The 25699-nt window shown below is 73.5% G+C and carries 28 protein-coding genes; 15 read left to right on the top strand and 13 right to left on the bottom strand.

The annotated features are described in order from the left end of the window. Positions 1-10 precede the first annotated feature (10 nt). Positions 11-193: a hypothetical protein gene (locus tag ACZ6JS_RS15755; protein WP_030010567.1), complete on the bottom strand. Its 183-nt coding sequence runs from the start codon at positions 191-193 to the stop codon at positions 11-13. Between the two features lie 141 nt (positions 194-334). Between ACZ6JS_RS15755 and ACZ6JS_RS15750 the strand changes: the two genes are divergently transcribed. From ACZ6JS_RS15750 to thpR, 3 genes are all read left to right on the top strand, one after another. Further along, positions 335-772 carry a MarR family winged helix-turn-helix transcriptional regulator gene (locus tag ACZ6JS_RS15750; RefSeq protein WP_030662370.1) on the top strand — a complete coding sequence of 146 codons (438 nt, stop codon included), beginning with the start codon at positions 335-337 and terminating at the stop codon, positions 770-772. A 26-nt stretch (positions 773-798) separates the two neighbouring features. Then, positions 799-2160, top strand: a complete 1362-nt coding sequence (locus ACZ6JS_RS15745) for an MFS transporter (RefSeq protein WP_469298264.1) — start codon at positions 799-801, stop codon at positions 2158-2160. A gap of 92 nt (positions 2161-2252) precedes the next feature. Next, the gene (thpR, locus tag ACZ6JS_RS15740; RefSeq protein WP_469298262.1) at positions 2253-2840 is read left to right on the top strand and encodes an RNA 2',3'-cyclic phosphodiesterase; all 588 of its coding nucleotides are present in this window, start codon (positions 2253-2255) and stop codon (positions 2838-2840) included. Positions 2841-2917: 77 nt separating this feature from the next. Here thpR and ACZ6JS_RS15735 read toward each other — a convergent pair whose 3' ends face one another. The 4 genes from ACZ6JS_RS15735 to ACZ6JS_RS15720 form a co-directional block, all read right to left on the bottom strand. After that, positions 2918-4450: a peptidoglycan DD-metalloendopeptidase family protein gene (locus ACZ6JS_RS15735; RefSeq protein ID WP_469298261.1), complete on the bottom strand. Its 1533-nt coding sequence runs from the start codon at positions 4448-4450 to the stop codon at positions 2918-2920. 92 nt (positions 4451-4542) lie between these two features. Then, positions 4543-5976, bottom strand: a complete 1434-nt coding sequence (locus tag ACZ6JS_RS15730; protein ID WP_469298259.1) for a C40 family peptidase — start codon at positions 5974-5976, stop codon at positions 4543-4545. A 214-nt stretch (positions 5977-6190) separates the two neighbouring features. Further along, positions 6191-6367 (bottom strand): hypothetical protein, encoded by a 177-nt coding sequence (locus ACZ6JS_RS15725; RefSeq protein ID WP_469298257.1) that lies wholly within the window; start codon positions 6365-6367, stop codon positions 6191-6193. 319 nt (positions 6368-6686) lie between these two features. Next, entirely contained in the window at positions 6687-7679 is a 993-nt protein-coding gene (locus ACZ6JS_RS15720; RefSeq protein ID WP_469298255.1) for a helix-turn-helix domain-containing protein, read from the bottom strand. Positions 7680-7817: 138 nt separating this feature from the next. Between ACZ6JS_RS15720 and ACZ6JS_RS15715 the strand changes: the two genes are divergently transcribed. Further along, positions 7818-8123 (top strand): hypothetical protein, encoded by a 306-nt coding sequence (locus tag ACZ6JS_RS15715; protein ID WP_469298253.1) that lies wholly within the window; start codon positions 7818-7820, stop codon positions 8121-8123. 186 nt (positions 8124-8309) lie between these two features. Beyond that, positions 8310-8453 (top strand): hypothetical protein, encoded by a 144-nt coding sequence (locus ACZ6JS_RS15710; RefSeq protein ID WP_469298252.1) that lies wholly within the window; start codon positions 8310-8312, stop codon positions 8451-8453. Positions 8454-8654: 201 nt separating this feature from the next. Here the strand turns inward: ACZ6JS_RS15710 and ACZ6JS_RS15705 are convergent, their stop codons facing one another. Together ACZ6JS_RS15705 and ACZ6JS_RS15700 are read right to left on the bottom strand one after the other, a co-directional pair. Continuing rightward, positions 8655-9644, bottom strand: a complete 990-nt coding sequence (locus tag ACZ6JS_RS15705) for an aldo/keto reductase (RefSeq protein ID WP_469298250.1) — start codon at positions 9642-9644, stop codon at positions 8655-8657. 59 nt (positions 9645-9703) lie between these two features. Then, entirely contained in the window at positions 9704-10396 is a 693-nt protein-coding gene (locus ACZ6JS_RS15700) for a GDSL-type esterase/lipase family protein (RefSeq protein WP_469298248.1), read from the bottom strand. 76 nt (positions 10397-10472) lie between these two features. On the opposite strand from ACZ6JS_RS15700, the gene ACZ6JS_RS15695 reads away from it, so the two are divergent. Then, complete coding sequence (locus ACZ6JS_RS15695) at positions 10473-11504, top strand: WD40 repeat domain-containing protein (RefSeq protein WP_469298246.1); 1032 nt, start codon at positions 10473-10475, stop codon at positions 11502-11504. Between the two features lie 56 nt (positions 11505-11560). Here the strand turns inward: ACZ6JS_RS15695 and ACZ6JS_RS15690 are convergent, their stop codons facing one another. Then, positions 11561-12484 (bottom strand): DUF3027 domain-containing protein, encoded by a 924-nt coding sequence (locus tag ACZ6JS_RS15690; RefSeq protein ID WP_469298245.1) that lies wholly within the window; start codon positions 12482-12484, stop codon positions 11561-11563. Between the two features lie 328 nt (positions 12485-12812). Between ACZ6JS_RS15690 and ACZ6JS_RS15685 the strand changes: the two genes are divergently transcribed. From ACZ6JS_RS15685 to ACZ6JS_RS15670, 4 genes are all read left to right on the top strand, one after another. Next, complete coding sequence (locus tag ACZ6JS_RS15685; protein ID WP_469298243.1) at positions 12813-14189, top strand: MFS transporter; 1377 nt, start codon at positions 12813-12815, stop codon at positions 14187-14189. A gap of 399 nt (positions 14190-14588) precedes the next feature. Then, entirely contained in the window at positions 14589-15077 is a 489-nt protein-coding gene (locus tag ACZ6JS_RS15680) for a DUF2771 domain-containing protein (protein ID WP_469298241.1), read from the top strand. Between the two features lie 13 nt (positions 15078-15090). Then, positions 15091-15828 (top strand): futalosine hydrolase, encoded by a 738-nt coding sequence (locus ACZ6JS_RS15675; protein ID WP_469298239.1) that lies wholly within the window; start codon positions 15091-15093, stop codon positions 15826-15828. Next, entirely contained in the window at positions 15803-16666 is an 864-nt protein-coding gene (locus tag ACZ6JS_RS15670; RefSeq protein ID WP_469298238.1) for a 1,4-dihydroxy-6-naphthoate synthase, read from the top strand. Before ACZ6JS_RS15675 ends, ACZ6JS_RS15670 begins: the two co-directional genes overlap by 26 nt. A 71-nt stretch (positions 16667-16737) precedes the next feature. On the opposite strand, the gene ACZ6JS_RS15665 is transcribed toward ACZ6JS_RS15670, so the two are convergent. Further along, positions 16738-17121 (bottom strand): cold-shock protein, encoded by a 384-nt coding sequence (locus ACZ6JS_RS15665; RefSeq protein ID WP_030012939.1) that lies wholly within the window; start codon positions 17119-17121, stop codon positions 16738-16740. A gap of 176 nt (positions 17122-17297) precedes the next feature. Here ACZ6JS_RS15665 and ACZ6JS_RS15660 point away from each other — a divergent pair, with 176 nt between their 5' ends. Next, positions 17298-17552 (top strand): hypothetical protein, encoded by a 255-nt coding sequence (locus ACZ6JS_RS15660; protein WP_469298236.1) that lies wholly within the window; start codon positions 17298-17300, stop codon positions 17550-17552. An 8-nt stretch (positions 17553-17560) separates the two neighbouring features. Here the strand turns inward: ACZ6JS_RS15660 and ACZ6JS_RS15655 are convergent, their stop codons facing one another. Beyond that, positions 17561-18241 (bottom strand): HAD family hydrolase, encoded by a 681-nt coding sequence (locus ACZ6JS_RS15655; RefSeq protein ID WP_469298234.1) that lies wholly within the window; start codon positions 18239-18241, stop codon positions 17561-17563. Positions 18242-18619: 378 nt separating this feature from the next. Here ACZ6JS_RS15655 and ACZ6JS_RS15650 point away from each other — a divergent pair, with 378 nt between their 5' ends. Continuing rightward, positions 18620-18994, top strand: a complete 375-nt coding sequence (locus ACZ6JS_RS15650; RefSeq protein WP_469298232.1) for a hypothetical protein — start codon at positions 18620-18622, stop codon at positions 18992-18994. 55 nt (positions 18995-19049) lie between these two features. Here the strand turns inward: ACZ6JS_RS15650 and ACZ6JS_RS15645 are convergent, their stop codons facing one another. Next, positions 19050-20057 carry a hypothetical protein gene (locus tag ACZ6JS_RS15645; RefSeq protein WP_469298231.1) on the bottom strand — a complete coding sequence of 336 codons (1008 nt, stop codon included), beginning with the start codon at positions 20055-20057 and terminating at the stop codon, positions 19050-19052. Positions 20058-20189: 132 nt separating this feature from the next. Here ACZ6JS_RS15645 and ACZ6JS_RS15640 point away from each other — a divergent pair, with 132 nt between their 5' ends. Next, positions 20190-22625: a helicase-associated domain-containing protein gene (locus ACZ6JS_RS15640; RefSeq protein WP_469298229.1), complete on the top strand. Its 2436-nt coding sequence runs from the start codon at positions 20190-20192 to the stop codon at positions 22623-22625. 391 nt (positions 22626-23016) lie between these two features. Next, positions 23017-23616: a DUF4291 domain-containing protein gene (locus tag ACZ6JS_RS15635; protein WP_469298227.1), complete on the top strand. Its 600-nt coding sequence runs from the start codon at positions 23017-23019 to the stop codon at positions 23614-23616. 24 nt (positions 23617-23640) lie between these two features. Here ACZ6JS_RS15635 and ACZ6JS_RS15630 read toward each other — a convergent pair whose 3' ends face one another. Next, positions 23641-24183 carry a DoxX family protein gene (locus tag ACZ6JS_RS15630; protein ID WP_469298225.1) on the bottom strand — a complete coding sequence of 181 codons (543 nt, stop codon included), beginning with the start codon at positions 24181-24183 and terminating at the stop codon, positions 23641-23643. A 197-nt stretch (positions 24184-24380) separates the two neighbouring features. After that, complete coding sequence (locus ACZ6JS_RS15625; RefSeq protein ID WP_469298223.1) at positions 24381-24953, bottom strand: peroxiredoxin-like family protein; 573 nt, start codon at positions 24951-24953, stop codon at positions 24381-24383. Between the two features lie 70 nt (positions 24954-25023). Here ACZ6JS_RS15625 and ACZ6JS_RS15620 point away from each other — a divergent pair, with 70 nt between their 5' ends. Then, positions 25024-25641, top strand: coding sequence for a TetR/AcrR family transcriptional regulator (locus ACZ6JS_RS15620; protein WP_469298221.1), 618 nt, complete (start codon positions 25024-25026; stop codon positions 25639-25641). Positions 25642-25699 lie beyond the last annotated feature (58 nt).

Genomic DNA, 25699 nt, shown 5'->3' with positions numbered 1-25699 from the left:
CCCGGCGGGCTCACGTCAGCCCGTAGAACTTCTCCGTCTCGTCGACGGCCGCCTTGAAGCGCTCGTCGAAGTCGTCGCGAATGAGCGTCCGGACCACATAGTCCTGGACGCTCATTCCGCGTTTGGCGGCGTGGATCCGGAGCCTGTCGAGGAGCTCCCCGTCTATGCGCATGCTCAGCACATGTGTCCCCATGCCGAAAGAGTCGGGGCACACGGTGCGTACGCGGGTCACTTTCGGCCGCCGACTCACCCGTACGAGTGACCTGGCACATACCGGGTGCATGACCGGGAAAACCGGTGTTCTTTAGCGAGAGTAATGAGTTATTCTAAGTACATGCCTGACCTCTCCCATGGCGACGATGCTGCCGCCGTGAACGACCTCCGCTCCGCCGTCATGCGGCTGGGGCGGCGCCTGAAGCACCAGCGCGTCGACGAGTCGCTGAGCCCGACCGAGATGTCGGTCCTCGGCACCCTCGCCCGCTGCGGCCAGGCCACCCCCGGTGAGCTGGCGCGGCGGGAGCACGTCCAGCCGCCGTCCATGACGCGCATCGTCGCGTTGCTGGAAGCCAAGGGACTGGTCACGCTGGAACCGCACCCCGACGACCGCCGCCAGAAGGTGGTCCGCCAGACGGAGGAGGCCGAAGCGATGCTCGAAGAGAGCCGCCGCAAACGCAACGCCTTCCTGGCCGGGCTCGCGGCAGAGCTGACCGAGGACGAATGGGCCAAGCTGCGCGCGGCCGCACCCGTCCTGGAGAAGCTCGCTCACCTGTAGGGAACGACGCCAGGAGGCGAACGCTTTTGAGTACGGGAAACGGAGCAGACTCCGCACCCGGCCACATATCCACCACCACTACCGCCGCGCGGCCCGCGGCACCCGCGAGCACGAACCGCGGGATGTTCAGCTCGCTGAGGATCCGCAACTACCGGCTCTTCGCGACCGGGCAGGTCGTCTCGAACACCGGCACCTGGATGCAGCGCATCGCCCAGGACTGGCTGGTCCTCTCACTGACCGGCTCCGCCTCCGCCGTCGGCATCACCATCGCCCTGCAGTTCCTGCCGATGCTGGTGTTCGGCCTCTACGGAGGCGTACTCGCCGACCGGCTGCCCAAGCGGCCCCTGCTCCTCGCCACCCAGAGCGCGATGGGCCTGACCGGCATCGCACTCGCCGCCCTCACCCTCGCGGGACACGTCCAGGTATGGCACGTGTACCTCGCGGCCCTCCTCCTCGGCCTGGTCACCGTCGTGGACAACCCGGCCCGGCAGACGTTCGTCCCCGAGATGGTCGGCAAGGACCAGGTCGCCAACGCCGTCAGCCTCAACTCGGCCAACTTCCAGTCCGCGCGCCTGGTCGGCCCGGCGATCGCCGGCGTGCTGATCACCGCCGTCGGCTCCGGCTGGGCGTTCCTGCTCAACGGCCTGTCCTTCGCCGCACCCATCGCGGGCCTGCTGATGATGCGGACGAAGGAACTGCACCCCGTCGAGCCGCGGCCCCGCGCCAAGGGACAGCTGCGGGAAGGCCTGCGCTACGTCGCCGGACGGCCCGAGCTGGTCTGGCCGATCGTCCTCGTCGGCTTCATCGGCACCTTCGGGTTCAACTTCCCGATCTGGCTGTCGGCGTTCGTGAGCGACGTCTTCCACGGCGACGCGGGTACTTACGGGCTCTTCAACACCCTGATCGCGGCCGGCTCCCTCGCGGGCGCCCTGCTCGCCGCCCGCCGCGGGCAGTCCCGGCTGCGGCTACTGGTGGCCGCGGCCGCACTGTTCTCCGTACTGCTGTTCGTGACGGCCTTCGCCCCCGGCTTCTGGCTGTTCGCCGCGCTGCTCGTGCCGATCGGCGTCTTCGGCCTGACCGTCAACGTCACCGCCAACTCCAGCGTGCAGATGGCCACCGACCCCGAGATGCGCGGCCGGGTCATGTCCCTGTTCATGATGGTGTTCACCGGCGGCACCCCGCTGGGCGCCCCGCTCCTCGGCTGGATCACGGACACCTACGGAGCCCGCGTCGGCATGGCCTCGGGCGCCCTGATCTCCCTGGCCGCGTCCGTGGCCATCGGCGTCGTCCTGGCCCGTGTCGGCAACCTCCGGCTGCGGGTCGGCCGCCGCGGGGTGACCTTCGTCCCGGCCGTTCCGCGCCACCGCGAACTGGTGACGGTGGCCTGACCGGGCGGCCCGGCGGAGTCCGGGGCCCGGCACCCCGCCGGGCTCCGCCCGCACCCCGGCAGCCGGCGGCGCGCAGGGCATACGCTCACCGCATGAGACTGTTCGCCGCCGTTCTGCCGCCCGAGGAAGCCGTCGCCGAGCTCGCCGCCGCCGTGGACGCGGTCCACGACGACCGGCTGACCTGGACCGCACGAGCCGGCTGGCACTTCACCCTCGCCTTCATGGGCGAGGTCCGCGACGACGCGCTCCCCGAGCTGTACGCCCGCCTGGAGCGGGCCGCCCGGCGTACGCCGCCGTTCGCCCTGCGCCTGCACGGCTGCGGGCACTTCGGCGACCGCGCCCTGTGGACCGGCGCCGCCGGCGAGCTCGACACCATGCGCCTGCTCGCCGACCGGGCCGACGCCGCCGCGCGGCGGGCCGGGATCCCGATGGAGCAGCACCGCCGCTACACCCCGCACCTCACCCTGGCCCGCAACCACGGGCACGGCCGTGGGGACGGCCACGGGCACGGCGGCGCCACGCCGCTTCGCCCGTACCTGGACGCCCTGGCGGGCTTCGAGGGCACGGCCTGGCAGGTGGACACGCTCAGCCTGGTCCGCAGCCACCTTCCCGTGAGCGGGGTGCGGGGTGAACAGCCCCGTTACGAGACCGTGCGCGCCTGGCCGCTGCGAACGCCGTGAGGCGGCCCGTCCTGCAGGGACGGGCCGCCTCACGCATGTTCACTTCAGGTGCCTACCAGCCGCTGGTCGGCCGGTGCTCACCAGCCGCCGACGCCGATCTCCTTGCGGGCGCCCAGGCCGCCCGCGCCGGTGCCCGGGTACAGGAAGAGCTTGCCCGTGGAGTTCTGGACGGCGATCAGGTCGTCCGACAGCTGCGAGTTCAGCAGGTCGCCGCCGATCAGGTCGGACATGCCGTTCCAGCCGCCCGAGCCGATCAGGATGCGCGGGCTCAGGTAGCCCTTGTCGCCGGGGTACATGAACAGCTTGCCCGTGGACTTCTCCACCGCGACCAGGTCCTGGCGGCCGCTGTTGTTGAGGTCCATGCCGGTCAGGTTGGACATGCCGTTCCAGCCGCCCGAGCCGATCTCCTTGCGGGCGTTCAGGCCGGTGCCGTTGCCCGGGTAGAGGTACAGCTTGCCGGTGGACTTCTCGACGGCCGCCAGGTCGGCGATCTTGTCGCCGTTGAGGTTGAGGGCGGTCAGGTTCGACATGCCGTTCCACCCGCCCGAACCGATCAGGACGCGGCTGCCTCCGGAGGAGATCGTCGAGTTGTCGGCGCCCTTGTAGAGCCACAGCTTGCCGGTGGACTCCTCGACCGCGGCGATGTCGTCCTTGCCGTCGCCGGTGAAGTCGCCGCCGGTCAGGTTGGACATGCCGTTCCAGCCGCCCGAACCGATCAGGACGCGGTTGCTGCCGGAGGCGATGGTGCCGTTGGAGGCGCCCTTGTAGAGCCACAGCTTGCCGGTGGAGGCCTCCACCGCGGCGACGTCGACCACGTTGTCGCCGTTGAGGTCGGCCGAGGCCAGGTCGACCATGCCGGTGGAGCCGGCACCTGTGTCACCGGGACCCTCGGGCTTCGGCTCCGGCGCCTTGGTCTCACAGTTCTTGCTGGTCAGCGACTTGGACCAGGATCCGGAGCCGCCGAAGGCGGTGCCGTTGAAGACCGTGCGCTGGTCGACCAGGTCGTGGCGCTGCTCGTAGTGCAGGTGGGCGCCGGAGGAGTTGCCGGTGCTGCCGACGATGCCGATCTGCTGTCCGGCCTTGACCGTGGCACCGGTGGAGGTGTTGAAGCCGTTGAGGTGGGCGTAGACGGTGGACCAGCCGCCGCCGTGGTTGATGACCACGTACTTGCCGTAGCTCGAGCCGCCGAGGTCCCTCACCTTGGCCACGACGCCGTCGGCGCTCGCCACGACGGGGGAGTTGACCGTCGAGCCGCCCTGGGTCCAGTCGATCGCGTTGGCGCTGGGGCTGTGGTGGGAGCGGGAGGCGCCCTGCCAGGTCTCGCCGCACTTGAACGGCATCTGGAAGTCGGGGCGGTCGTCGCCGGAGGTGGCCGCCATGGCCATCATCTGCGGGGCCTCGGGCAGGCCGAGGTCGGCGGCCGTCAGCTCGGTCATGTCGCCGTGCGGGTCCTCCGGGCCGCCGTCGGCGTTCGCACCGCCGGCCGAGAGGGCCACGGCGGCGACGGTGGCGCAGACGAGGCCGGTGGCGATGCGGACCCGGCGGGACATGAGGCGGGAGAAGGCGGAGGGGGCGGCGGCGGTGGCGGTGGTGGTGGTCTCAACAGACATGGGAGTGCTTCCAAACCGGCACGAGGTGCCAAAAAGGGTGTTAGGGAAGGGGAGTTGCGAAAGGAGAGCGGGGAGATGCGTCGGGCGTGGGGCTACCAGCCGCCGGTGCCGATCTCCTTGCGCGCCCCCAGACCCGTGCCGGTGCCCGGGTAGAGGTAGAGCTTTCCGGTGGCCTTCTCGACGCCGACGAGGTCGTCGTTCGCGTTCGAGGTGAAGTCGCCGCCGATGAGGTCGTTCATGCCGTTCCAGCCGCCGGAGCCGATCTCCGTGCGGGCGTTCAGGCCTGTGCCGTTGCTCTTGTAGAGGAAGAGCTTGCCCGTCGAGGTCTCGGCCCCGACGACGTCGGTCCTGCCGTCGTTGTCGACGTCCATGCCGACCAGGTCGTGCAGGCTGTTCCAGCCGCCGGACCCGATCAGGACGCGGCTGCTGCCGCCGCCGATCGATCCGGTGCCGTTGCCCTTGTAGAGCCACAGCTTGCCCGTCGACTTCTCGACGGCGGCGACGTCCGCCTTGCCGTCGCCGTTGAAGTCACCGCCCATCAGCTCGGACATGCCGTTCCAGCCGCCGGAGCCGATCTCCTTGCGGGAGGAGAGGCCGCTGCCGGTGCCCGGGTAGAGGTACAGCTTTCCGCTGGCCTCCTCGACGGCGACGATGTCGTCCTTGCGGTCGCCGTTGTAGTCGCCGCCGGCCAGGTTGGCCATGCCGTTCCAGCCGCCGCTGCCTATCTCCACGCGGTTGCCGCCGGAGGCGATGGTGCCGTTGGAGGCGCCCTTGTAGAGCCACAGCTTGCCGGTCGAGGCCTCGACGCCGACCACGTCGTCGACGGCGTCGCCGTTGATGTTGGCCGCGACGAGGTCGGTCATGCCGGGCTTGGGCGCCGGCGGGGTGGTCACGTCGTCGGCGATGTTCTTGTAGCGGACGGGGTGGTAGGGGCCGTAGCCCGGGTAGTACGGGTAGTCGTAGACGCGGTGGTGGACGCCGCTGGGCGTGAAGTCGAAGCCCCAGTACTGCGTGCGGTCGGAGTTGGCCCACTTCTCGAACAGGACGACGTGTCCGGACGAGCCCGCGTCCGCGTCCAGGAGCGCGTCGCCCGCCTTCAGTTCCGCCTTGGTGATCGGCTCGGTCACACCGCGGGAGGCGAAGGTGTTGGTGGCCGGCTGGAAGTCCAGGTCCCAGGCCATCGAGACGTAGCCCGAGCAGTCCGTGCGGTATCCGCCGTGACGGCCGCCGCTGTTGTAGTCCAGGCCGATGCCGACCCAGCTCTTGGCCCGGGCGATGACCGCGCTGCGGGTGATCGGCGTGGCGGCCGTCGCGGCGAAGGCCGTCGCCCGGGACTCCTCGCCGACCGCCCCCTCGGGGCCCTGGCCGGGGCTGCCGTAGTCGGGGTTCGTGGCGGGTTCGGCGGTGACGGCCGCCGGGGCGGCGATCGCCGCGGTGTCGAAGGCGACCACGGTGCCGGCAGCGACGGCCCCGGCGACGAGGGCGGCTACGGCGGCATGGCGGGTGTTCATCCCGTATCGGGACATGGCTGTGCTCCGGTTCTGGTCAGGTGAGGTCTGGGCGGCCGGGAGCGCGGGCTCGACCGGCGGGTGGTGCGGCGTGATCTGTGCGAGGCACGGCGGACGGACAGCTGTCCTGCAGGTACAGCGGTCCCGCGGGGCGACGCGGGGGGGTACGGGACGACGCGGAGGTCGGGCGACGCGGAGGCCTGGACGCAGCGGGGGGCGTCGGCCCCGGGCCCTACGGCCGGCTCACCACCGCCGCAGGCGGGGCTCCGGCGGGGCCTGCGTGGCCGGCCGTGCTGCCCGCCACCGGGGCCGGGTGGGCCGGGGCGTGGGCGGAGGCCATCGGTGCGACGGAGGTGATGCCGAGGGTGAGGGCGACGACCGCGGTGGCCCGGAGGATTCCAGTACGCATGGGGGTGGTTCGTCCTTCCGAAACGAATGGGCTGGTGGCTTGAACCCGTCACCCTCGGACGTCCCGCGGTGGCGTCCGTTCAGGGCTCTCAGGGCCTTCGGTGCTTGTCTCCGGGGGGCTGCCCCGCTGACAAGCAATAGATTCGCCGCTGCCCGGGCCGGGCGGAAGAGAGATCGACTGGCCCGAAAGGGCCATGGCCGGACCTGGCCACCGTTGGCCTGATCCGGCCCCTCCGGCCGGCCTGGCGCAGACATGCGAAAGCCGCCGGGCGGGACCACTCGCGTGGTCCCGCCCGGCGGCCTGCCTGAGCGATACAGCCCTACGGGCGGGTGGGCAGCCAGCCCTCCTGGACGGCACGGACCCCGGCCTCGAAGCGGCTGCGGGCGCCGAGGCGTTCCATCAGCTCGTTGGCGATGCGCCGGGCCGTGCGCGAGGAGACCCCCAGCCGCTTGGCTATCGCATCGTCCGTGTGGCCTTCCGCCAACAGGCGTACTGCGGCAGCCTGTTGCGCGGTCAGGCCGTCCGGGCCCAGGACCGCCACCTCCGCCAGCGGCTGCGCCTGCGCCCACGTGGACTCGAAGAGCGCGCAGAGGGCGACGAGCATGCCGTGCCCGGTCAGGACCACCGCGCCCGCCGCGGAGTCGTCGCTCACCGGGATCAACGCCGTCCTGCGGTCGACGATGAGCATCCGCGTCGGCAGCGACGCCACCGTACGGACCTGGCCGCCGAGTTCCGTGAGCCAGTTGGCGTGCTCGACGGAGGGCCGGCTGTTGCGCACGCTGTCGAGGTACAGGGTGCGCATGCGGACGCCCCGTTCGAGCAGCGTCCTGTTCAGGGGGCGCGAGGCGGCCAGGGCCGACTCGCTCAGCGTGGCGTCCGGCGAGAACGCCAGCAGCTCCTCCTTCGTCTCCCGGGTCAGCGCGACCAACCGGTCGCGGACGGCGTCGAGGCCGATGAGCTGCTCCACCCCGGGATGCCGGGCGGCCGGCCGCAACTCCGAGTACTCGGAGATCAGCCGGGCCGCGGCAGCCCGGGACGCCTCCAGCCGCTGTTGCTGCGCGGCGAGTTCCGCCTGCCCCCGGGCCATCAGGATCTCCATCCCGATGTCCGGGGAGACGGCGCGCAGCCGCCCGCTGTCGTCGGCGGACGGCTGGACCAGGGCCAGCTCGCTCAGCAGGTCCAGGGCCTCGCGCACGTCGCCCTCGCCGATCCCCACGGCATCGGCGAGCGCGGTGACGCCCGACCCGGGTTCCATGAGCATGGCGCGGTAGACGGCCTCGGCTCTCGCGTCGAGGCCCAGTTCGGTCAACATGTGGTTCCCCCAACCCCGTTGGCACTTCGATGAGAAAGATCATCTCAAAGAAGCGACGGATGGACAGATGTGTCCACGGCCACAAACGGCCAGCCGGAGGGGTGTTCTGCACGGGTCAGTCGGGGCGACGGTGGAGACATGTACCTCGTCCATGCCCGTCTGCGGACGGTTCCTCCGGTGGAAGTGCCCGATGATCTGCGCGAGGCGGTCCGTGCCGGGCTGCGCCCGAGGGACCGCGTGGAGCACCTCGCCGTGCACCCGCAGTCCCCGGAGCATTTCACCCTCGGCTTCTACCTGCTCTCCGAGTCCCTGGAGGAGGCGGAACGGCACGCCGAGGCCGTATGCCGCCGCCTGCTCGGCGCGCGGGCGCTGCCCGCCGCACGCCTGCTGGACGTCGGCGTCCCGCTGATGCCGCTGTCCCTGCCGGAGCAACGGAGCCGCTGACCGCGCGGGGGCCGCCTGTCCGCATCCGTCCACGGACGGTTTGGGCCAGCCGATACCTCTTCTCCCCCCGCTGAGCTGCGGCTTAGCTATGTCTCACCGGAAAGGGACAACGCCACCGCGGGGTGCGGGACCGACCGGGACCACCGTCGATACGCCTCACGGCACCCCGAAGGGACTCCGGACACCATGAACACCACTCGCATCCTCAAGGCCGCCGCGGTCGTCGCCCTCGCCCTCGTCCTCGGCAGCCCGGCCGTCGCCTCCGCGGCCCCGCTCACCGCCGCGAAGCCGCCGGTCGCCGCGCAGAACGGTGACATGAGCTGGCAGTGACCGCCCGGCCACGGCCGGCATCACAGACACCTCGGCACAGCCCCTGCGTCCACGATGCGGGGGCTGCCGCGTTAGGCTCGACGGGTGGATCCCAAGACCAGAAACCGTGTGATGGCCGGTGTGCTCGTGCTGATGTTCCTCGTCGTCGCCGTGGCGGCCGCCACCGGCCAGTAGTCCCGGCCGGCGGCGGCTGCCCGGCGGCTACCAGGCGAAGGCCTCCGGGGACGGCCCCGGCCCGGGGAAGATCTCGTCCAGCCCGGCCAGCACCTCCTCGCCCAGCTCCAGCTCCACGGCGCGCAGCGCCGAGGCGAGCTGCTCCGGCGTACGCGGCCCGACGATCGGCCCGGTGACCCCGGGACGCGTCAGCAGCCAGGCCAGCCCGACCTCGCCCGGCTCCAGGCCGTGCTTGTCGAGCAGGTCCTCGTACGCCTGCACCTGCGCGCGCACCGCGCTGTTCGCGAGGGCGTCCGCCGACCTCCCGGAGGCCCGCCGCCCCTCGGTGGCCTCCTTCTTGATCACGCCGCCGAGCAGTCCGCCGTGCAGCGGCGACCACGGGATGACCCCGAGCCCGTAGTCCTCGGCGGCCGGGATGACCTCCATCTCCGCCCGCCGCTCGGCGAGGTTGTAGATGCACTGCTCGCTGACCAGGCCGAGCCGCCCGGTGCGCGCCGCGATCTCGTTGGCCTGGGCGATCTTGTAGCCGGGGAAGTTCGAGGAGCCGACGTAGAGGATCTTGCCCTGCTGGACGAGGACCTCGACGGCCTGCCAGATCTCCTCGAAGGGAGTCCGGCGGTCCACGTGGTGGAACTGGTAGAGGTCGATGTAGTCGGTCCGCAGCCGCTTGAGGCTGGCGTCGACGGCCCGCCGGATGTTCAGGGCCGACAGGCGGTCCTCGTTGGGCCAGGTGTCCCCCTCGCGGGACATCGATCCGTAGACCTTGGTGGCGAGCACGGTCTTCTCGCGGCGGCGACCGCCCTGGGCGAACCAGGTCCCGATGATCTCCTCGGTGCGGCCCTTGTTCTCACCCCAGCCGTACACGTTCGCCGTGTCGACGAAGTTGATCCCCGCGTCGAGGGCGGAATCCATGATCGCGTGACTTTCGGGCTCCCCGGTCTGGGGTCCGAAGTTCATGGTGCCGAGTACAAGTCGGCTGACCTTGAGGCCGGTGCGTCCGAGCTGTGTGTACTTCATGGGGCACTAGCCAACTGCTTCGAGTGCACTCGAGGCAAGACCCGTTCGTGAATGCCGTGTTACGCGCCGTGTGCGGGGCTGTAGGGGCCGCCGATGCCCCAGGCCTGGTGCAGGACCGCGGCGAACTCGCCGGCCAGCCGGTGCTCGCCGGAGGCGTTGGGGTGGGTGCCGTCGTATGTGTCGCGGTGGATGTCGTACGCGGCCGGGCGGGCGGCCAGCAGGATCGGCGAGGCGTCGGTGGTGAGGTCGGCCACCGCCTTCGCGAGGAGCTCGTTGAAGCGGGTCACCTCGGCGGCGAAGGGGGCGTCCGCCTCGGCCCGGCTGTTCGGGATGACCGGCAGCAGCACCATGCGGATCGCGGGGTGGGCGGAGCGGGCTCCCGCTATGAAGCGGCGGACGTTGTCGGCGGTCTGCTCGGCGTCGGTGTAGAACCCGAGGTCGATCAGCCCCAGGGAGACCAGCAGGACGTCCGGGCGGTGCGCGGTGACGGTCTCGCCCATGACGGGCGCCATGTGCTGCCAGCCCTCGCCCCAGCCGGCCAGGTGGCGGCGGGCGTGCTCCGGGAAGCCCGGGTCGGCGTACTCGTGGCTGACGGGCGCGTCGGCGGTGGTGTCGTAGACCTCGCAGCGCGGGCCGACGATGCGGTAGGGGCCGCCGAAGGTCGAGTTGAGGTGCTGCCACATCCGGTAGCGCCAGGTGTAGTCGCCGGCGCGTCCGATGGTCATGGAGTCGCCGACGAACATGAAACGCATCCGGTCATCATCGCGGATCGCGCGACAGAAACCGCTGTGACGCCGGACACGCGGAACGTACTGGCAGGCTGGGAGGATGCGCCTGCCCCTGCCGCCCGCCGCCGCCCTCGTGACCGCCCGCCTCGCGACCGCCACCGCCCTCGCCGCCGCCGTCGTCGTCGCCGTGCTGCCGGGCGCGGCGTCCGCCGCGCAGTCCCCCGGATCGTCCTCGTTCACCATCGCCGATCCGAGGATCAAGGAGTCGAGCGGGCTGGCGGCCAGCCGCGTCCATCCGGGCGTCTACTGGACGCACAACGACAGCGAGGACGGCCCGTACGTCTACGGCGTGGACTCGGCCACGGGCAACACGGTGGCCCGGGTGACGCTGACGGGCATCGGACGGCCGCGGGACGTCGAGGCGATCTCGCTGGGTCCTGACGGGCAGCTCTACGTCGGGGACATCGGTGACAACCGCGGCGGCACCTGGGACCACGTGTGGATCTACCGGTTCCAGGAGCCGCGGCAACTGGGTGATGTCACGGTCAAGGCGGCGCAGTTCACGGTGCGGTACGAGGACGGGCCGCGCGACGCCGAGTCCCTGATGGTCCATCCGGTGACGGGCCGCGTCTACATCGCGAGCAAGAACGAGAGCAAGGGCGGCCTGTACGAGGGTCCCGCGCAGCTGTCGGCGGGCGGGGCCAACGTCTTCCGGCGGGTCGCCGACGTCCCGTGGGTGACGGACGGCGCGTTCTCCCCCGACGGGAACCGGCTGACGCTGCGCGGCTACTTCACCGCCCGGACGTACCCGTGGAAGGACGGCCGGCCGGAGGGCGAGGGCGAGCGGGTGGACGCGCCGTGGCAGGGGCAGGCGGAGTCGGTGACGTACACGGCGGACGGCTCCACGCTCATGTTCGGCTCGGAGGGCGCGAGCAGCCGGGTGGTCGCGGTCCCGGTGGCCGCAACCGCCTCGCCCGGTGGTTCGGCGTCGCCGCAGCCCGGGTCCCCGCCGGACGCGGCGACCTCTCCGGAGCCGACCGGCAGCTTCGGCAAGGGCGCCCTGGTCCTGGCGGGCGGCCTGGTCCTGGTCTTCGGTGCCAAGCGTCTCTTCCGCCGCCGCGCGCGGGACTGACGGCGCGGAAGGGCCCGTCCCCGTGCGCTTTCGCGGGCCCGCCGCCCCTGTAGGGGTTACGAGTGGCCGAGGTCCAGGTCCGCGGCCTGGGCGTCCGGGACCGGGACCGAGCCCGTGTCGGCGGCAGGCCGCAGGACGAACTCGTCGGAGGCCATCGAGTCGAGGACCGGCGGGGCCGGCCGCAGCGGCGCCGGCATGACCGCGGCCTCGGAGTGGCCGCCGCAGCCGTAGGACAGCGACACCAGCCGGCCGTCGGCCGGGCTGAACTCGTTCGCGCAGACGCCGAAGGCCTGGCCGAGCGAGCCGCCGACGGCGACGAGGAAGCCGCAGGAGACACAGGACGCGGGGGCGGCCTGAGCCATCGGGGTCTTCGCGCCGAAGGACTCGTCCCAGCGGTCGGCGGCGCTGTGCAGCCCGTAGCGGGACAGCACGCGCGCCCGGCGCATGCCGAGCTCCTCGGCGACCGAGGAGATGGAGCCGCGGGCGGGGACGGTCACGCGGTCGGTGACGTCGGCGTCCTCGGCCTCGACCAGTTCGGCCATCTCGGTGGAGACGACGGAGTTCGGCGGCGGGGCGTCCTCGCCCGACCAGCCCGGCTCCAGCCGCAGGTCGTCGGCCTCGGTGGGCAGGAGGTCGCCGGGACCCATGTCGCCGGGGCGCAGCCGCTCGCTCCACGGCACCCACTCGGGGGCGAGCAGGGCGTCGTCGCCGGGGAGCAGCACCGTTTCGTCGAGGGTGACGTTCTTGGCGCGGGAGGCGCGGGCCACGGTGACGGCCCAGCGCCAGCCGCGGTATCCCGGTTCCTTGGACTCGAAGAAGTGGGTGACGACGCGGTCGCCCTCCGCCACCGCGGAGAGGTGGGCGCCCACCACACCGGGGAAGGCTGCCTCCTCGGCGGCCGCGCGGGCGAGTTCCACCGCCTCGACACACAGGCGGTCGGGGGTACGCGGGGTACGGCTTCGCGTCGTCGCAGCACTCACTGGTCTCGTTCTCTCCTACGCCGTCTCACGTGTGCGCCGTCCGTACTGTCGTCCACAACGACCCGGTGGTGCTGTCCGTACGAGGCGCGGGCGGAGCGGACCAGAGGGCCGCGTCGACGTCCGCACCCGATCGGACTCCGGGCGCACCTCACTGCGATCCATTCTGCGGGATCACGAAGAGGCGCGCGGCCAGGAGCAACCGCCGGTGGCGCGCTACGCACGCTACCTCCTCTTAAGCCCTGGGCACACATGCAAGGTCCGATTCGCGGACAAGCCGCCGGTTGCGCGACGCGCCGGGAGACGCCCCGCGGGGCCCGGGTGGGGCACTATGTCGAGTGTGGCACCCGTACGGTCGTCCGACGACGGCTCGGGACCGGCCAGGCGGGCCGGCCGGGCTGTCGGGCGTGCCCTGCACCGCCCGATCACCGGTCCGGCCAAGGGGATCCGGCGGGCCACGCACGCGCACGGGGCGGGCGAATCGGGTCTGGGCAAGCTGATCGAGCTGCACGCGATCAACGGCGCCGGCGACATGATGATCACGGTGGCGCTGGCGTCCACGGTGTTCTTCTCGGTGCCCACGGACGAGGCGCGGGGCCGGGTGGCCCTGTACCTGGCGATCACGATGGCCCCGTTCACGGTGCTGGCCCCGGTGATCGGTCCGCTGCTGGACCGGCTGCCGCACGGGCGGCGGGCCTCGATGGCGGCGGCGATGCTGGCGCGGGCGGTCCTCGCGCTGCTGATGTCGGCCGTGGTGGCCACGGGGGGTCTCCAGCTGTATCCGGAGGCGCTGGGCGTGCTGGTGGCGTCCAAGTCGTACGGGGTGGTGCGCAGCGCGGTGGTGCCCCGGCTGCTCCCGCCGAAGTTCTCACTCGTCAAGGCGAACTCGCGGGTCACGCTGGCCGGTCTGCTGGCGACGGGCGTGGCGGCGCCGGTCGCCGCCGGACTGAACTCGATCGGGCCGCAGTGGCCGCTGTACGGGGCCTGCGTCGTCTTCCTGGGCGGCACCTTCGCGGCGTTCACGCTCCCGCACAAGGTGGACGAGGCGAAGGGCGAGCGCCGCGCCCGGCTGTCGACGCACGAGGCCCACTCGAAGCGGCCGGGGCTGCGGACGGTGAGCCGCAGCGTGCTGTGCGGGCTGCTGGCGAACGCCGCGATGCGCGGGCTGTCCGGGTTCCTGATCTTCTTCCTGGCGTTCCTGCTGCGGGAGCAGCCGCTGGCGGGGCAGAGCGCGGCGGTGTCGCTGGGCATCGTGGGCGTGTCGGCGGGTGTCGGCAACGCCTGCGGCACGGCGGTGGGCGCATGGCTGCGGGCCCGGGCGCCGGAGGCGATCGTCGCGTCGGTGCTGTGCGTGACGCTCGGCGTGGCGGTACTGGCGGCCGTGTTCTTCAGCGGGCTGTTCGTGGCGGTGCTGGCCGCGACGGCCGGCTTCTGCCAGGCACTGGCGAAGCTGTCGCTGGACGCGATGATCCAGCGGGACGTGCCGGAGGCGGTACGGACGTCCGCGTTCGCCCGTTCGGAGACGCTGCTCCAGGTCGCGTGGGTGCTGGGCGGGGCGATCGGCATCGTGCTGCCGCTGAACGGCGCCCTGGGCATGTCGGTGGCGGCGGCGATCGTCGCGCTGGGCGCGACGATGGCCGTCCGCGGCGTCATCTCGGCCCCCCGCCACCAGCCCGAGCAACACCCCTCGCGCCCGAGAGTCGCCTGACCCCCGGCTCCCGCCCGCGGCCGTGCCCCCCGGGCGCGCCGCTCGGCTCCGGCCCGGTGGCCGCGCACATGCGGCCCTCCGCTCGGCTGCCGCGGCGAGAGACCGCCCCGCCTGCCCCGGCACCGGCGAGGGCACGCCCCTCAGCCCCGCCCCTCAGCCTCGCCGGCGTTCGAGGCGCGGGGGTCCGCGGGCGGAGCCCCCGCAGCGGCGGCGCACCGCCCGGCGGGAGCCGAAAAGGCGGCGGCGCACCGACACACGCCCGGCCACCCCGGCGGGAGCCGAAGGGCGGCGCGCCCGAGCCCGGACAGCCACCCCCGGCGGGAGCCGAAGGGCGGCGCGCCGCAGGCCGGCGGTACCCCGTGCAGCGGCGCAGCCCAGGGGCCCGATAGCCTTCGGCTCATGACCGCACCGCTTTTCTCGGGTAGGGCCCGCCGCAGCGTCGCGGCCCTCGGAGCCGTGTCCGCCGGCCTCCTCCTTCTCTCCGCCTGCGACAAGCCGACCCCGCTCGCGACCGTGACGGTCGGCAGCGAGTCGGTGTCCGCCGAGGCCTCTTGCCACAAGGACGGCAAGGAGCTCTCCGTGGACGAGGTCCAGGACTGCCTGACCAACCTGAAGAACCCCAAGACCATCGAGTACGGCCGTGGCGACACGCTGCGGCTCGGCGTCGAGCCGGAGATCGTCGAGGACGGCAAGCGCTGGTCGGCGGTGCTCGACGGCCAGCCGATCACCGAGCCCTCGTCGAACACGTACCGCAGCTTCCCGGGCGCCGACGTCTTCGCGACGGGCGGCCAGGGCGAGGCCCCCACCTCGAAGAAGCTGGCGTTCCTGCAGATCGACGAGGCCGGCAAGCCGCTCGCCGTCTGGTCCTTCAACCTCAAGCTCAAGTAACCGGACGACCCCGGTGCGCGCGCTCGTCGTGACGGCGGTGGGGGCGGAGTCGGACTCCGTCCTCACCGGTCTGACCCCTCATCCGGACAGTCCCGGTCCTGAGCCGCGCACGCTCCCCGGCGGATACCTCATCACCCGCCGGGACCTGCCGGGCATCGCCTTCGACGTGCTCGTCGGCGGCGTCGGTCCCGCGGCTGCCGCCGCGGGCACCGCCACGGCGCTGGCCCTCGCCGAATACGGGCTCGTCGTCAGCGCCGGCATCGGCGGCGGGTTCGCGCCCGCCGCGCCGGTGGGTTCCCTCGTCGTCGCGGACGCGATCGTGGCGGCCGACCTGGGGGCGCAGACCCCCGACGGTTTCGTCGACGTGGCGTCGCTGGGCTTCGGGCGCAGTGTGCACCTGCCGCCCCCCGCACTGGCCGCGCGGGCCGCCGAGGCGACCGGGGCCCTGCTGGCACCCGTGCTGACCGCGTCCACCGTGACCGGGACCGCCGACGGGGCGGCCGATCTCATGGCCCGGCACCCGATGGCCGGGGCCGAGGCCATGGAGGGCTTCGGGGTCGCGGAGGCCGCTGCCGCGCACGGACTGCCCGTACTGGAGATCCGCGCCGTGTCCAACGCCGTGGGCCCGCGCGACCGTGCCGCCTGGCGGATCGGGGACGCGCTGGCGGCGCTCGCCGAGGGCTTCCGCGCACTGGGGCCCGTACTCGCGAACTGGGGAGAACGCCATGAGCAACACCGTGGTCGAAGCTGAACCGCTGAGGATCGCCTATTCGCCCTGCCCGAACGACACGTTCGTCTTCGACGCGTGGGCGCACGGCCGGGTGCCGGGCGCGCCGGTCCTGGACGTCACGTTCGCGGACATCGACATCACCAACGGCATGGCCGAGCGCGGTGAGCTGGACGTGCTGAAGGTGTCGTACGCGGTGCTGCCGTGGGTGCTGGAGGAGTACGCCCTGCTGCCGTGCGGCGGGGCCCTCGGGCGCGGCTGCGGCCCGCTGGTGCTGACCCGCGAGCCGGGCCTGGACCTGACGGGGAAGACGGTCGCGGTGCCGAGCGAACGCTCCACCGCCTACCTGCTGTTCCGGCTGTGGGCGGCCGACGTGCTGGCGGAGGGTGTCGGCAAGGTCGTCGTCCTGCCGTTCCACGAGATCATGCCGGCGGTCCGCGACGGCCGGGTGGACGCCGGGCTGGTCATCCACGAGGCCCGGTTCACGTATCAGGACTACGGGCTGCACCGCCTGGCCGACATGGGCGAGCACTGGGAGTCCACGACCGGCCTGCCGATCCCGCTCGGAGCGATCATCGCGAAGCGTTCGCTGGGTGCGGAGCGGCTGCGCGCGCTGGCCGAGTCGGCGCGCACCTCGGTCCGGATGGCCTGGGACGACCCGCAGGCCTCCCGCCCGTATGTCCGCGCACACGCGCAGGAGCTGGACCCGGCCGTGGCCGACCAGCACATCGGGCTGTACGTCAACGAGTTCACGGCGGACCTGGGCGACTCCGGCTACGCGGCGGTGCGCGGGCTGCTGACGCGGGCGGCGGCCGAGGGTCTGGTACCGGCCATCGCTCCGGGCGCCCTCGCCTTCCCGTAGCGGCCTCCGCGCCGTACGCGGCTGCGCCCCGCCTCTCGTGCGAGGGCGGGGCGCAGGTCTGCGTACTCAGGTCAGACGTCGAGCTGGTCGGCCACCGCGCGCAGCAGTCCGGCGATCTTCGTGCCGTGCACCTTGTCGGGGTAGCGGCCGCGCTCGAGCATCGGGGTGATGTTCTCCAGCAGGGTGGTGAGGTCCTGCACGATCGAGGCGAGCTCGTCGGGCTTGCGGCGCTGGGCGGCGGCGACGGAGGGCGCCGGGTCCAGGACGGTCACCGAAAGTGCCTGGTCACCGCGTTGTCCGGCGACGACGCCGAACTCGACTCGCTGACCGGGCTTGAGGGCATCGACCCCGGCAGGGAGCACCGACGAGTGGACGAAGACGTCACCGCCGTCGTCGCGGGAGAGAAAGCCGAAGCCCTTCTCACTGTTGAACCACTTGACCTTGCCGGTAGGCACGTCCGTCCTCTGTCCTTGTGCTCGTCGGGGTCCGGGGGCCGCGAACGGCTCCGGACAACAGCGCAGCGGGCCATGTGTGACCCGCCACCTCAAGGCTAATGGTCGGGGGCCGGGTGACAAGACGTTCCCCGGTCCTTCACGGTCGGCTGCTTCGGCCAGGGAACTACCCTGGTGGGGTGACTGTTACTCCTCATTCGGACGAAGCGCGCCCCGGCGACGGACTGGTCAAGGCGGGCGGCATCGTCTTCATCGCCGGGGCCGTGGCCACGCTGGCCACGATGGCCCCTCTGTTCCTCGACGTGGACCCGTTCCCCTCGTACGCGTGGGCCGTGTGCATGCTGATGGGCGTCGGCTTCGCGATCTCGGCCGCGGGCGTGCTGCGCTCGGCGGCCGCCCAGCGCAAGGCGGCGCGCGCCTCCCAGGGGGCTTAGGGCGGGGATCAGGCCGTAGCCCGGCAAGATCCGGAAGAGGGGTCCTGTACGGCCTGGACGCGCTGGACGGCCCGGGCGGGTCGTGCGGCGACGTACTGCGCGAGCCATCCGGGCAGCGCGGTGAGGTCCGCCAGGACGACGTCCGCGCCCGCCGCGTGCAGTTCAGGCTCCGGGCACGGGCCGGTCGGCACGGCGACGGACAGGGCGCCGGCCTTGTGGGCGCCGCGTACGTCGCCGATGTGGTCGCCGACGTAGACCTGCGCGCCGTGCTCGCGCAGCGCGCCCGCCTTGGCCTCCGCCCACAGCCAGCCGATGACCGCGTCCGGCTCGATCCCGAGGTGCTCCAGGTGCAGGCGGGCGTTGGGCTCGTGCTTGGCGGTGACGACGATCGCGCGGCCGCCCATGGCCTGGACGGCTTGCACGGCCTCGCGGGCGCCGGGCATCGCGGGGGTCGGCCCGATGGCGTGGTCGGGGTAGATCTCCCGGTAGCGCTCCGCCATGGCGGGGATCTCGGCCTGCGGGAACCAGTGCGCGAGCTCCTCGTCCAGCGGGGGGCCCAGGCGGGTGACCGCCGCGTCGGCGTCGATGTACGTGCCCGTCTCGGCCGACAGTGCCCGGTAGGCGGCCCGGATGCCCGGGCGGGAGTCGATGAGGGTCATGTCGAGGTCGAAGCCGACGGTGAGGTCCATACGGCCCATTGTGCCGAGGCGGGCGCACGGCCGTGGACGGTGCGGCGAACCTCACCGGAACCTTCCCGGAACTCGTGTTCAACCTTTCCGGCGCGGCGGCGCTCAGGACAGGGGTGACGGACACGATGTGAGAGGGAGGGCGGATGCCACCAGGCGCCGAACACGACGCGGCGCGGGACTTCGGGGGCGGCCAGGGGTACGGGCCGGGGCCGGGGTACGGGCCCGGGCCGGGGTACGGGCCGGGGCCGGGGTACGGGCCGGGGCCGGGGTACGGCCACGGGCCTGCGGCCGAGCGCGACGCGGCGACCGGCGGCCTCGACTTCGAGACCTTCGCCCGTACCGCCCAGCGGGGGCTGTACCGGACCGCCGGACCTGAGGGTGAAGTTCTTCCAGGCCGCCAAGGACGGCAAGGCGTTCCCGGTGGTCTTCTCCGTGCGGCCGTCGGGCGAGAAGCCCCAGCCCTGCCAGGAGCTCCGTGGCCGGGTCTGCGCGAAGGCCGCACTGCCCGGCGGCGTCGAGGCCCACGCCTGGACGGTCCCGACCGGCTCGGTGACGGAGACGGAGGTGTCCTTCCGCTACGGGACGTGCAACGTCAGGCTGGCGGTGTTCCCGCACGAGGCGTCGAACACGTCGGCGCCCGTCACCCCCGCCCAACTGCTGGAAGTGGCCAAGGCGCCCGCCTTCCTCGATCTGGTCAGGGCCGCCGAGGCGCAGCCGCTGGAGAAGGAGCAGCGGAGCATCCCGGGCGGCTGAGCGGCAGCGGGCCGCCGGACCCGGGGCGCGCCGCGTCACGTCGTGTCGTGTCACCTCAGCGCCGGCGGGCCCGCCACACCAGGTACAGCACCGACGCCAGCGCGGCGCCCCGCAGCAGCCACGGCCACATCCCCTGGACCGCACCGCCGACCTGGTCGTCGGCGAGGGTCTCGCCCCACTTGCCGTTGGTGCGGCCCCACAGCCATACCGCGGCGCCCGCGAGGACCGCCCCGGGCGGCCCGAGGACGGCCCACTTGCGTTCGGCGGGCCGCAGCACCCGCGAGGCGTACGGCAGGAGCCAGCCGATGACGAGCAGCAGCCAGTGGCCGCTGACGACACCGACGACGAGGACCGCGGCGGCCAACAGCAGGAAGGCGTTGGGGCGCGGGCGGGCCGGGGCGGCGGTCGGCTCCGGCTGTGCCCCGGCCGCCCCGGCGGCCTCCGCCTTCGCACGCCGCCGCTCGCGCAGGAACCGTACGAGGGTCCGCGTCCGCGAGTCCGGCGGCCCGGGCGGGGCCCCGTCCTCCTCCTCGGCGTCCTCCGTCGGGCCTTCCTTGAACAGGTCCGGGATCTCGATGCCGCCCGCGAAGCCGTCGACCTGCGGCCCGCGTCCGTACGTGCCGGGCGTCATCCGCCACCAGTCGGGCTCGGCGCCGCCGGACGGGCCGAGCTCGTCCAGCCCGGCCAGGTGCGGCGGTACGTTCTCCGCTTCGGGCTCCCGTTGCGGCGTCGGCCGCGGCGGGGGCACACCGGGCAGGCGCAGGCGGCCGGGGGCCCGTTGGGAGGGCACCGCCGGGACCGGTTCGGCCGGGCCGGCGGCGGGAGCCGCGCCCTGCCGGGAGCCGAGGGTGTCCAGGACCTCCTCGGGCGTGCCGATGCGTTCCAGGATGCGGCGGACGGCCGCGGGGGTCTCGGGGTCGTACTTGGCGCGCCGACGGTCGATCTCGTCCCGCAGACCCGCCACGAGCCTCATCCGGTCGCCGGAGGAGAGGTGCCGGCGTTGCGCCAAGTCCCCGACGGCGCTCAGATATTCGTAGACCAGGTGGTCGCTTTCGATCCCCACGCCCAGGCTCCTCCCGTACCGCCTCTCCCGAAGGTAGCGCGTGCGCCCGTGGAGCCGCCCCGGGCGCAGCGGATACCGTTGGCCGGATGGGGACCGGCCGATACGACCGGCCGATGCGACCTGGAGGCGACTGTGCCCGAGCCAAGCACTGCTGCGGGAGCTCCGGAGAGCGGGACCGGGGCGAGCTCCCCGCGCTCCCTCGCCGAGGCGCTGCGCGCCCGCGACGACGCCGCTCTCTCCGCCCTGCTGCACGCCCGTCCGGACCTGTTGAACCCGGTACCGGGCGACGTGACCCAGCTCGCCACGCGCGCCGGGACGCGGGCGTCGGTGGTGCGGGCGCTGGAGCGCCTGGACCGGTTCACGCTGCAGACCGCCGAGGCCCTCGCCGTGGCCCCGGACCCGTGCCCGTACCCGGTGCTGGAGGGGCTGTTGACCGGGGGCGAGGACGAGCGGGCCCGTAGGGCCCTGCCCGCAGCCCTGGGCACCCTGCGCGACCAGGCCCTGGTGTGGGGCGACGAGGACCGGCTGCGCCTGGTGCGCACGGCCCGCGAGCTGCTCGCGCCGTCCGCGCAACGGCCTTCGCCGACGGGGCTGGGACCGACCGTCGCCGAGGCCACGGCCGGGATGTCGCCGACGCGGGTACAGGAGATCGTGGCGGCGGCCGGGCTGCCCGCCACGCACGACCCGGTCTCCGCGGTCACGGCGCTGACCGCGCTGTTCACGGACCCGGAGCGGATGTCGGCGCTGCTGGACGAGGCCCCGGCCGAGGCGCACCAGGTGCTGGGGAGGCTGGTGTGGGGGCCGCCGTACGGAGAGGTGACCCCCAACCCGGCTCCGCCGGTGCGCTGGCTGCGCGACCGGGGGTTGTTGCTGCCCGCGACGGCGCGGACCGTGGTCCTGCCGCGGGAGGTGGCACTGCACCTGCGCGGCGGCCTCGCCCACAAGGACACCGCGCCGGTGGCTCCGCCGGTGCCCGCGCACCGCGAGCACCGTCCACAGCTCGTGGACGCGAACGCCGCCGGCCAGGCGCTGGCCGCGCTGGCCACCGTCGAGGAGCTGGTGAAGTCCTGGGAGCACACCGGTCCGCCGGTGTTGAGGGCGGGCGGGCTGTCCGTACGGGACCTGAAGCGGGCCGCGGCCGCCCTGGACACCACCGAGGCGTCGGCGGCGTTCTGGATCGAACTGGCCTACGCGGCCGGGCTGCTGGCCAGTGACGGTGAGGCCGACGAGCGGTACGCGCCCACCCCGGCCTTCGACGAGTGGCGGGAACTGCCGCCCGCCGAACGGTGGTCGGTGCTGGTCGCCGCCTGGCTGCCGGCGACCCGCACGGCCGGCCTGGTCGGCGATCAGGACGCGAAGGGGCGCACGCTGTCGGTGCTCGGCCCCGAACTGGACCGTTCCGCAGCGCCCGAGGTGCGCAGGCGCGTCCTGGAACTCCTGGCGGATCTGCCGGAGGGCGCCTCGCCCGACAAGCAGGCGGTGCTGGAGCGGCTCGCGTGGGAGCGTCCCGTGCGCACGGCGAGCGACCTGCGGGCCCGGCTCGCGGGCTGGGCGCTGACCGAGGCGGAGGTCCTCGGCGTGACCGGCCGGGGCGCCCTGTCGGGGCCCGGCCGGGCCCTGTTGGAGCACCGCGACCCGGCGCCGCTGCTGGCGCCGCTACTGCCGGAGCCGGTGGACTACGTGCTGCTCCAGGCCGACCTGACGGCGGTGGCGCCGGGCCCGCTGCGCCGCCCGCTCGGGGACACCCTCGCCGTGCTCGCGGACGTGGAGTCCAAGGGCGGGGCGACGGTGTACCGGTTCACGCCGGGGTCGGTGCGGCGGGCGCTGGACGCCGGCCATGCGGCCGCCGACCTGCACGCCTTCCTCAAGGAGCACAGCCGTACGCCGGTGCCGCAGCCGCTGGCGTACCTGATCGACGACGTGGCCCGCCGACACGGGCACCTGCGGGTCGGCGCGGCCTCCTCGTACGTGCGCTGCGACGACGACGCGATGCTGGGCGAGATCCTGGCGGACAAGCGCTCGGCGGGGCTGGGCCTGCGCCGGCTGGCGCCGACGGTGCTGGCCGCGCGGGCCGAACCGACTGCGCTGCTGGAGGGGTTGCGGGCGATGGGGTACGCGCCGGCCGCGGAGTCGGGCACCGGCGACGTGCTGGTGGCCCGGGCCGACGCCCACCGCACGCCGGCCCGCTCGGCACCCGTACCGGTGCCGGACGGTCCGCCGGTGCCGGACGCGACGCTGCTGGGGGCGGCCGTGCGGGCGATCCGCGCGGGCGACCTGGCGGCGACGGCGGTCCGCAAGGAGCCGGGGCCGACGGCCGCGGCTCCGGGCGAGCTGCCGCGCACGAGCGCGGCGGAGACCCTGGCGACGGTGCAGGCGGCGGCGCTGACCGGGTCGGCGGTGTGGATCGGCTACGTGAACGCGGACGGCGCGGCGAGCCAGCGGGTCATCGCCCCGGTTCGGGTCGAGGGCGGCTTCGTCACCGGCTACGACCACACGGCGGACGAGGTCCGCACCTACGCCCTGCACCGCGTCACGGGCGTGGCGGAACTGGCGGACGAACACCTCTAGCTGCCGCACCGCCGGCTGCCGCACCGCGCCGGACAACCCGGCCACACGGGCGACCGGGTCCTCGCGGACCGGCAGGCCGCCGCGCGCGCGGCGAGATTCGCCGGCACCGGCAGGAGCAGGCCCCCGAGCAGGCGAGCCGGGGCCGCTCGACACCCGGGGGGGGCGGCTGCCCGCACGGGCCCGCCATGAAGAACGGTTCCCGGGGGCGAGCCCGCTGACTCTGCTCCGGTCGCCGGATGTGCGCGGGCCCCGGTCTTTCAGCCCCGCCGGCGCTCGCCGGCAGGGGCCCGGGGCCGGGGACCCGGGGCCCCGGGGCCGAGAGGGCGGGCGGCGCGGAACCCGCACGGAAAACGGCTGGCGGCCCGGCCCCGCCGCGGGACACGCTGGGCCCATGCAAGCCGTACCGCACCGCCGGATCCGCGCCGCCCACACCGACACCACCGTCACCGTCTACCAGGCGTACGCGCCCCGCCTCGGGGTCCCGGCGGCCCGCGACAACCGCTTCCCGCCCGCCTGGAAGCGCGAGCGGATGACGTGGATCAAGCCGTCGTTCCTGTGGATGATGTACCGCTGCGGCTGGGCCACCAAGCCCGACCAGGAGACGGTGCTGGCGGTCGAGATCACCCGCGAGGGCTTCGACCGGGCCCTGCGCGAGGCCTGCCTGTCGCACTACGAGGCGGGCGTGCACGCGGACCGGGCGGCCTGGCAGGAGTCGCTGCGCACGGCGCCCGCCCGCGTGCAGTGGGATCCGGAGCGCGACCTGCACCTGAACCCGCTGCCGTACCGCTCGCTCCAGCTGGGCCTGGCGGGTCCGGCGTCGCGGGCGTACGCCGACGAGTGGACGGTCTCCATCCGCGATGTGACGCCGCTGGCCCGCGAGGTCCACGGTCTGCTGCGGTCGGGGGCGGAGGGGGCCGAGGACGCAGCCCGCGCGCTGCTGCCGGTGGAGGCGCCCTACCCGTCGGGGCCGCTGGGGCACCTGGGTGCGTAGGCGGCGCCCGCCGCCCGCCTGCCGTCAGTCCCGGATGAGCAGGACGGCGAAGCCCACGACGGCACCGACCAGCAGGGCGAGCAGGGAGTAGCGGGGCCGTGATGCCCGCAGGACCGGGAGGTAGTGGTCGGCCGCGTAGCGGCCGGGCCCGGTGAGCGTGAGGGCGATGACCGAGGCGAAGAGCACCACTTCGAGTTCCACGCCCTTGGGCGGGAAGTAGGCATCGAAGCCCCGGACGTCGAGGATGTTGATGAAGACGCCGGTGAGGGCGGCACCGGCGAGCGGGGTGAGCAGGCCGAAGGCGAGACCGAGGCCGCCGAGGGTCTCGGAGAGGCCGGCGATGACGGCCATGGCGTCCCCGGCGGGGTAGCCGGCCATGGAGAAGCCCTTGCCGGTCGCGGTGAGGCCCGGGCCGCCGAACCAGCCGAAGAGCTTCATCGTGCCGTGGCCGGCCATCGTGAGGCCGACGACGACGCGGAGCACCAGCAGGCCGACGTCGTGGACGACGGTGGAGGCGGGGGGCGCGGAGTCGAGGAGGAGCGAGCGGTCGAAGCGTGTGTACGTCATGAGCGTCCGTTCGTCAGGAGCGTCCGGTCCCCCCTGGTCGCCTGAGCGACGGCCACCCTATGACGGCGCTTTCACGATCATCGGGCCGCAACGTCGGGGGCCGGCGTCCTCGACCCGTTCGGCCCCGGCAGGGCTCGCCTGGGCGCGTAGTCGATCCGCCCGGCGAAGGGCCGGTACGGAGGTCTGCTGATCAGCAGTCATGTCCGGACCGTACGGGCCCGTTCCGCGAGTGTCAGCAGCTTCTCCACCGGCCACTGGTCGTCGACGTGCTCCCCGTACGACCGGGCGAGGACGGTCCCGTCGGGGGCGATCAGGAAGTCGGCGGGCAGGCCGAGGCGCCCGTTGTCCTGGGTGCGCGACGGCAGTTTCTGCCGCCCGCGCACCGCCTCGGCCGTGCCGACGGCGACGGCGCGCAGTACGGGCCACCAGGCGCGGGGGCCGAGCAGCGCGCGGTAGGACGACTCGACGCCGAACTCGGCGTACAGCCGTTTGGCCGGGTCGGCGACGACGGCGAAGGGCAGTGCGGCGACGTGCTCGCGCAGTTCGTCGGCGGCGGAGTGGAAGACCACGACCTCCCGGATTCCGGCGGCCTCGATCTCTGTGTGGCGGCGCACGACCGAGCGCAGGTGCAGGTGGCAGACCGGGCAGCCGGCGAACCGGCGGAACTGCAGGTGGACGAGGCGTTCGGGGTCCGGGACGGCGACGGGTGCGCCGTCGCGGACGGCGGTGAGGGATCGGGGTCGGACGGTGGAGCCGGTGTCGAGCCGCACTGGGGCCTCCTCGATAGGCGTATGCCGTACACCTACCAGCGTAGGCGTATGCCGTACGCTGTCAACCGCCATGCCGCGCCCCCGCTCACTCACCCAGGACCAACTGGCCGCCGCCGCCCTCGCCGTGATCGACCGTGAGGGACTGGCCGGACTGTCGATGCGCGCCGTCGCCGTCGAACTCGGCATCAGCACCATGGCCCTGTACCGGTACGTCCGGGACCGCGGGGAACTCGAGGCCCTCGTCGTCGAACTGGTCCTCAGCGCCGTCGACAGCACTCCGCCGCCGGCGGCCGCCGGCACCTGGCAGGCGCGGATCGTCCTCCTCGTCGACCGGCTGCGCGGGACCGTCGGCGCGCACCCCGAGGTGCTGCCGCTCACCTTCACCCACCGGCACCGCTCCCGGAGCGTGCTGCGGTGGGGGGAGACCGTCCTCGGCGTGCTCGGCGAGGCCGGGCTGGGGCCCGAGGAGCGGATCGTCGCCCTGCGCGCCCTGCTCGCCTACGTCATCGGCGCGATCCAGCAGGAGCACCTCGGCGCCCTCTCCGGCGCGGGCACCGCCGCCATCGCCGGGCTCCCGGCGCAGGAGTACCCCTACCTGACCGAAGCCGCCCGAGGCGCCCGGTCCCTGACCCCGGACCGGGAGTTCCACGGCGGCCTCGCCCTGCTGTTGGCGGGGCTTGGCCGCTGACCCGCCGGGCGCCGTGTTCCCAGCCCCGGCCCCGTACGGCACACTGGAGGTTTGACCT

Source organism: Streptomyces sp. NPDC046349 (genome assembly GCF_055587885.1).
Note: the sequence above shows the minus strand (reverse complement) of the source record. Positions and strands in the feature narration are given on the sequence as shown.

What these genes read in the sequence shown, in the direction of transcription:
- ACZ6JS_RS15735 (WP_469298261.1), bottom strand. Translation starts at nt 4,450, where the DNA reads ATGTCTGTTGAGACCACCACCACCGCCACCGCCGCCGCCCCCTCCGCC.
- ACZ6JS_RS15715 (WP_469298253.1), top strand. Translation starts at nt 7,818, where the DNA reads ATGTACCTCGTCCATGCCCGTCTGCGGACGGTTCCTCCGGTGGAAGTG.
- ACZ6JS_RS15685 (WP_469298243.1), top strand. Translation starts at nt 12,813, where the DNA reads ATGTCGAGTGTGGCACCCGTACGGTCGTCCGACGACGGCTCGGGACCG.
- ACZ6JS_RS15635 (WP_469298227.1), top strand. Translation starts at nt 23,017, where the DNA reads ATGCAAGCCGTACCGCACCGCCGGATCCGCGCCGCCCACACCGACACC.
- ACZ6JS_RS15700 (WP_469298248.1), bottom strand. Translation starts at nt 10,396, where the DNA reads ATGCGTTTCATGTTCGTCGGCGACTCCATGACCATCGGACGCGCCGGC.
- ACZ6JS_RS15670 (WP_469298238.1), top strand. Translation starts at nt 15,803, where the DNA reads ATGAGCAACACCGTGGTCGAAGCTGAACCGCTGAGGATCGCCTATTCG.
- thpR (WP_469298262.1), top strand. Translation starts at nt 2,253, where the DNA reads ATGAGACTGTTCGCCGCCGTTCTGCCGCCCGAGGAAGCCGTCGCCGAG.
- ACZ6JS_RS15655 (WP_469298234.1), bottom strand. Translation starts at nt 18,241, where the DNA reads ATGGACCTCACCGTCGGCTTCGACCTCGACATGACCCTCATCGACTCC.
- ACZ6JS_RS15755 (WP_030010567.1), bottom strand. Translation starts at nt 193, where the DNA reads ATGGGGACACATGTGCTGAGCATGCGCATAGACGGGGAGCTCCTCGAC.
- ACZ6JS_RS15705 (WP_469298250.1), bottom strand. Translation starts at nt 9,644, where the DNA reads ATGAAGTACACACAGCTCGGACGCACCGGCCTCAAGGTCAGCCGACTT.
- ACZ6JS_RS15630 (WP_469298225.1), bottom strand. Translation starts at nt 24,183, where the DNA reads ATGACGTACACACGCTTCGACCGCTCGCTCCTCCTCGACTCCGCGCCC.
- ACZ6JS_RS15725 (WP_469298257.1), bottom strand. Translation starts at nt 6,367, where the DNA reads ATGCGTACTGGAATCCTCCGGGCCACCGCGGTCGTCGCCCTCACCCTC.
- ACZ6JS_RS15730 (WP_469298259.1), bottom strand. Translation starts at nt 5,976, where the DNA reads ATGTCCCGATACGGGATGAACACCCGCCATGCCGCCGTAGCCGCCCTC.
- ACZ6JS_RS15680 (WP_469298241.1), top strand. Translation starts at nt 14,589, where the DNA reads ATGACCGCACCGCTTTTCTCGGGTAGGGCCCGCCGCAGCGTCGCGGCC.
- ACZ6JS_RS15750 (WP_030662370.1), top strand. Translation starts at nt 335, where the DNA reads ATGCCTGACCTCTCCCATGGCGACGATGCTGCCGCCGTGAACGACCTC.
- ACZ6JS_RS15695 (WP_469298246.1), top strand. Translation starts at nt 10,473, where the DNA reads ATGCGCCTGCCCCTGCCGCCCGCCGCCGCCCTCGTGACCGCCCGCCTC.
- ACZ6JS_RS15620 (WP_469298221.1), top strand. Translation starts at nt 25,024, where the DNA reads ATGCCGCGCCCCCGCTCACTCACCCAGGACCAACTGGCCGCCGCCGCC.
- ACZ6JS_RS15720 (WP_469298255.1), bottom strand. Translation starts at nt 7,679, where the DNA reads ATGTTGACCGAACTGGGCCTCGACGCGAGAGCCGAGGCCGTCTACCGC.
- ACZ6JS_RS15710 (WP_469298252.1), top strand. Translation starts at nt 8,310, where the DNA reads ATGAACACCACTCGCATCCTCAAGGCCGCCGCGGTCGTCGCCCTCGCC.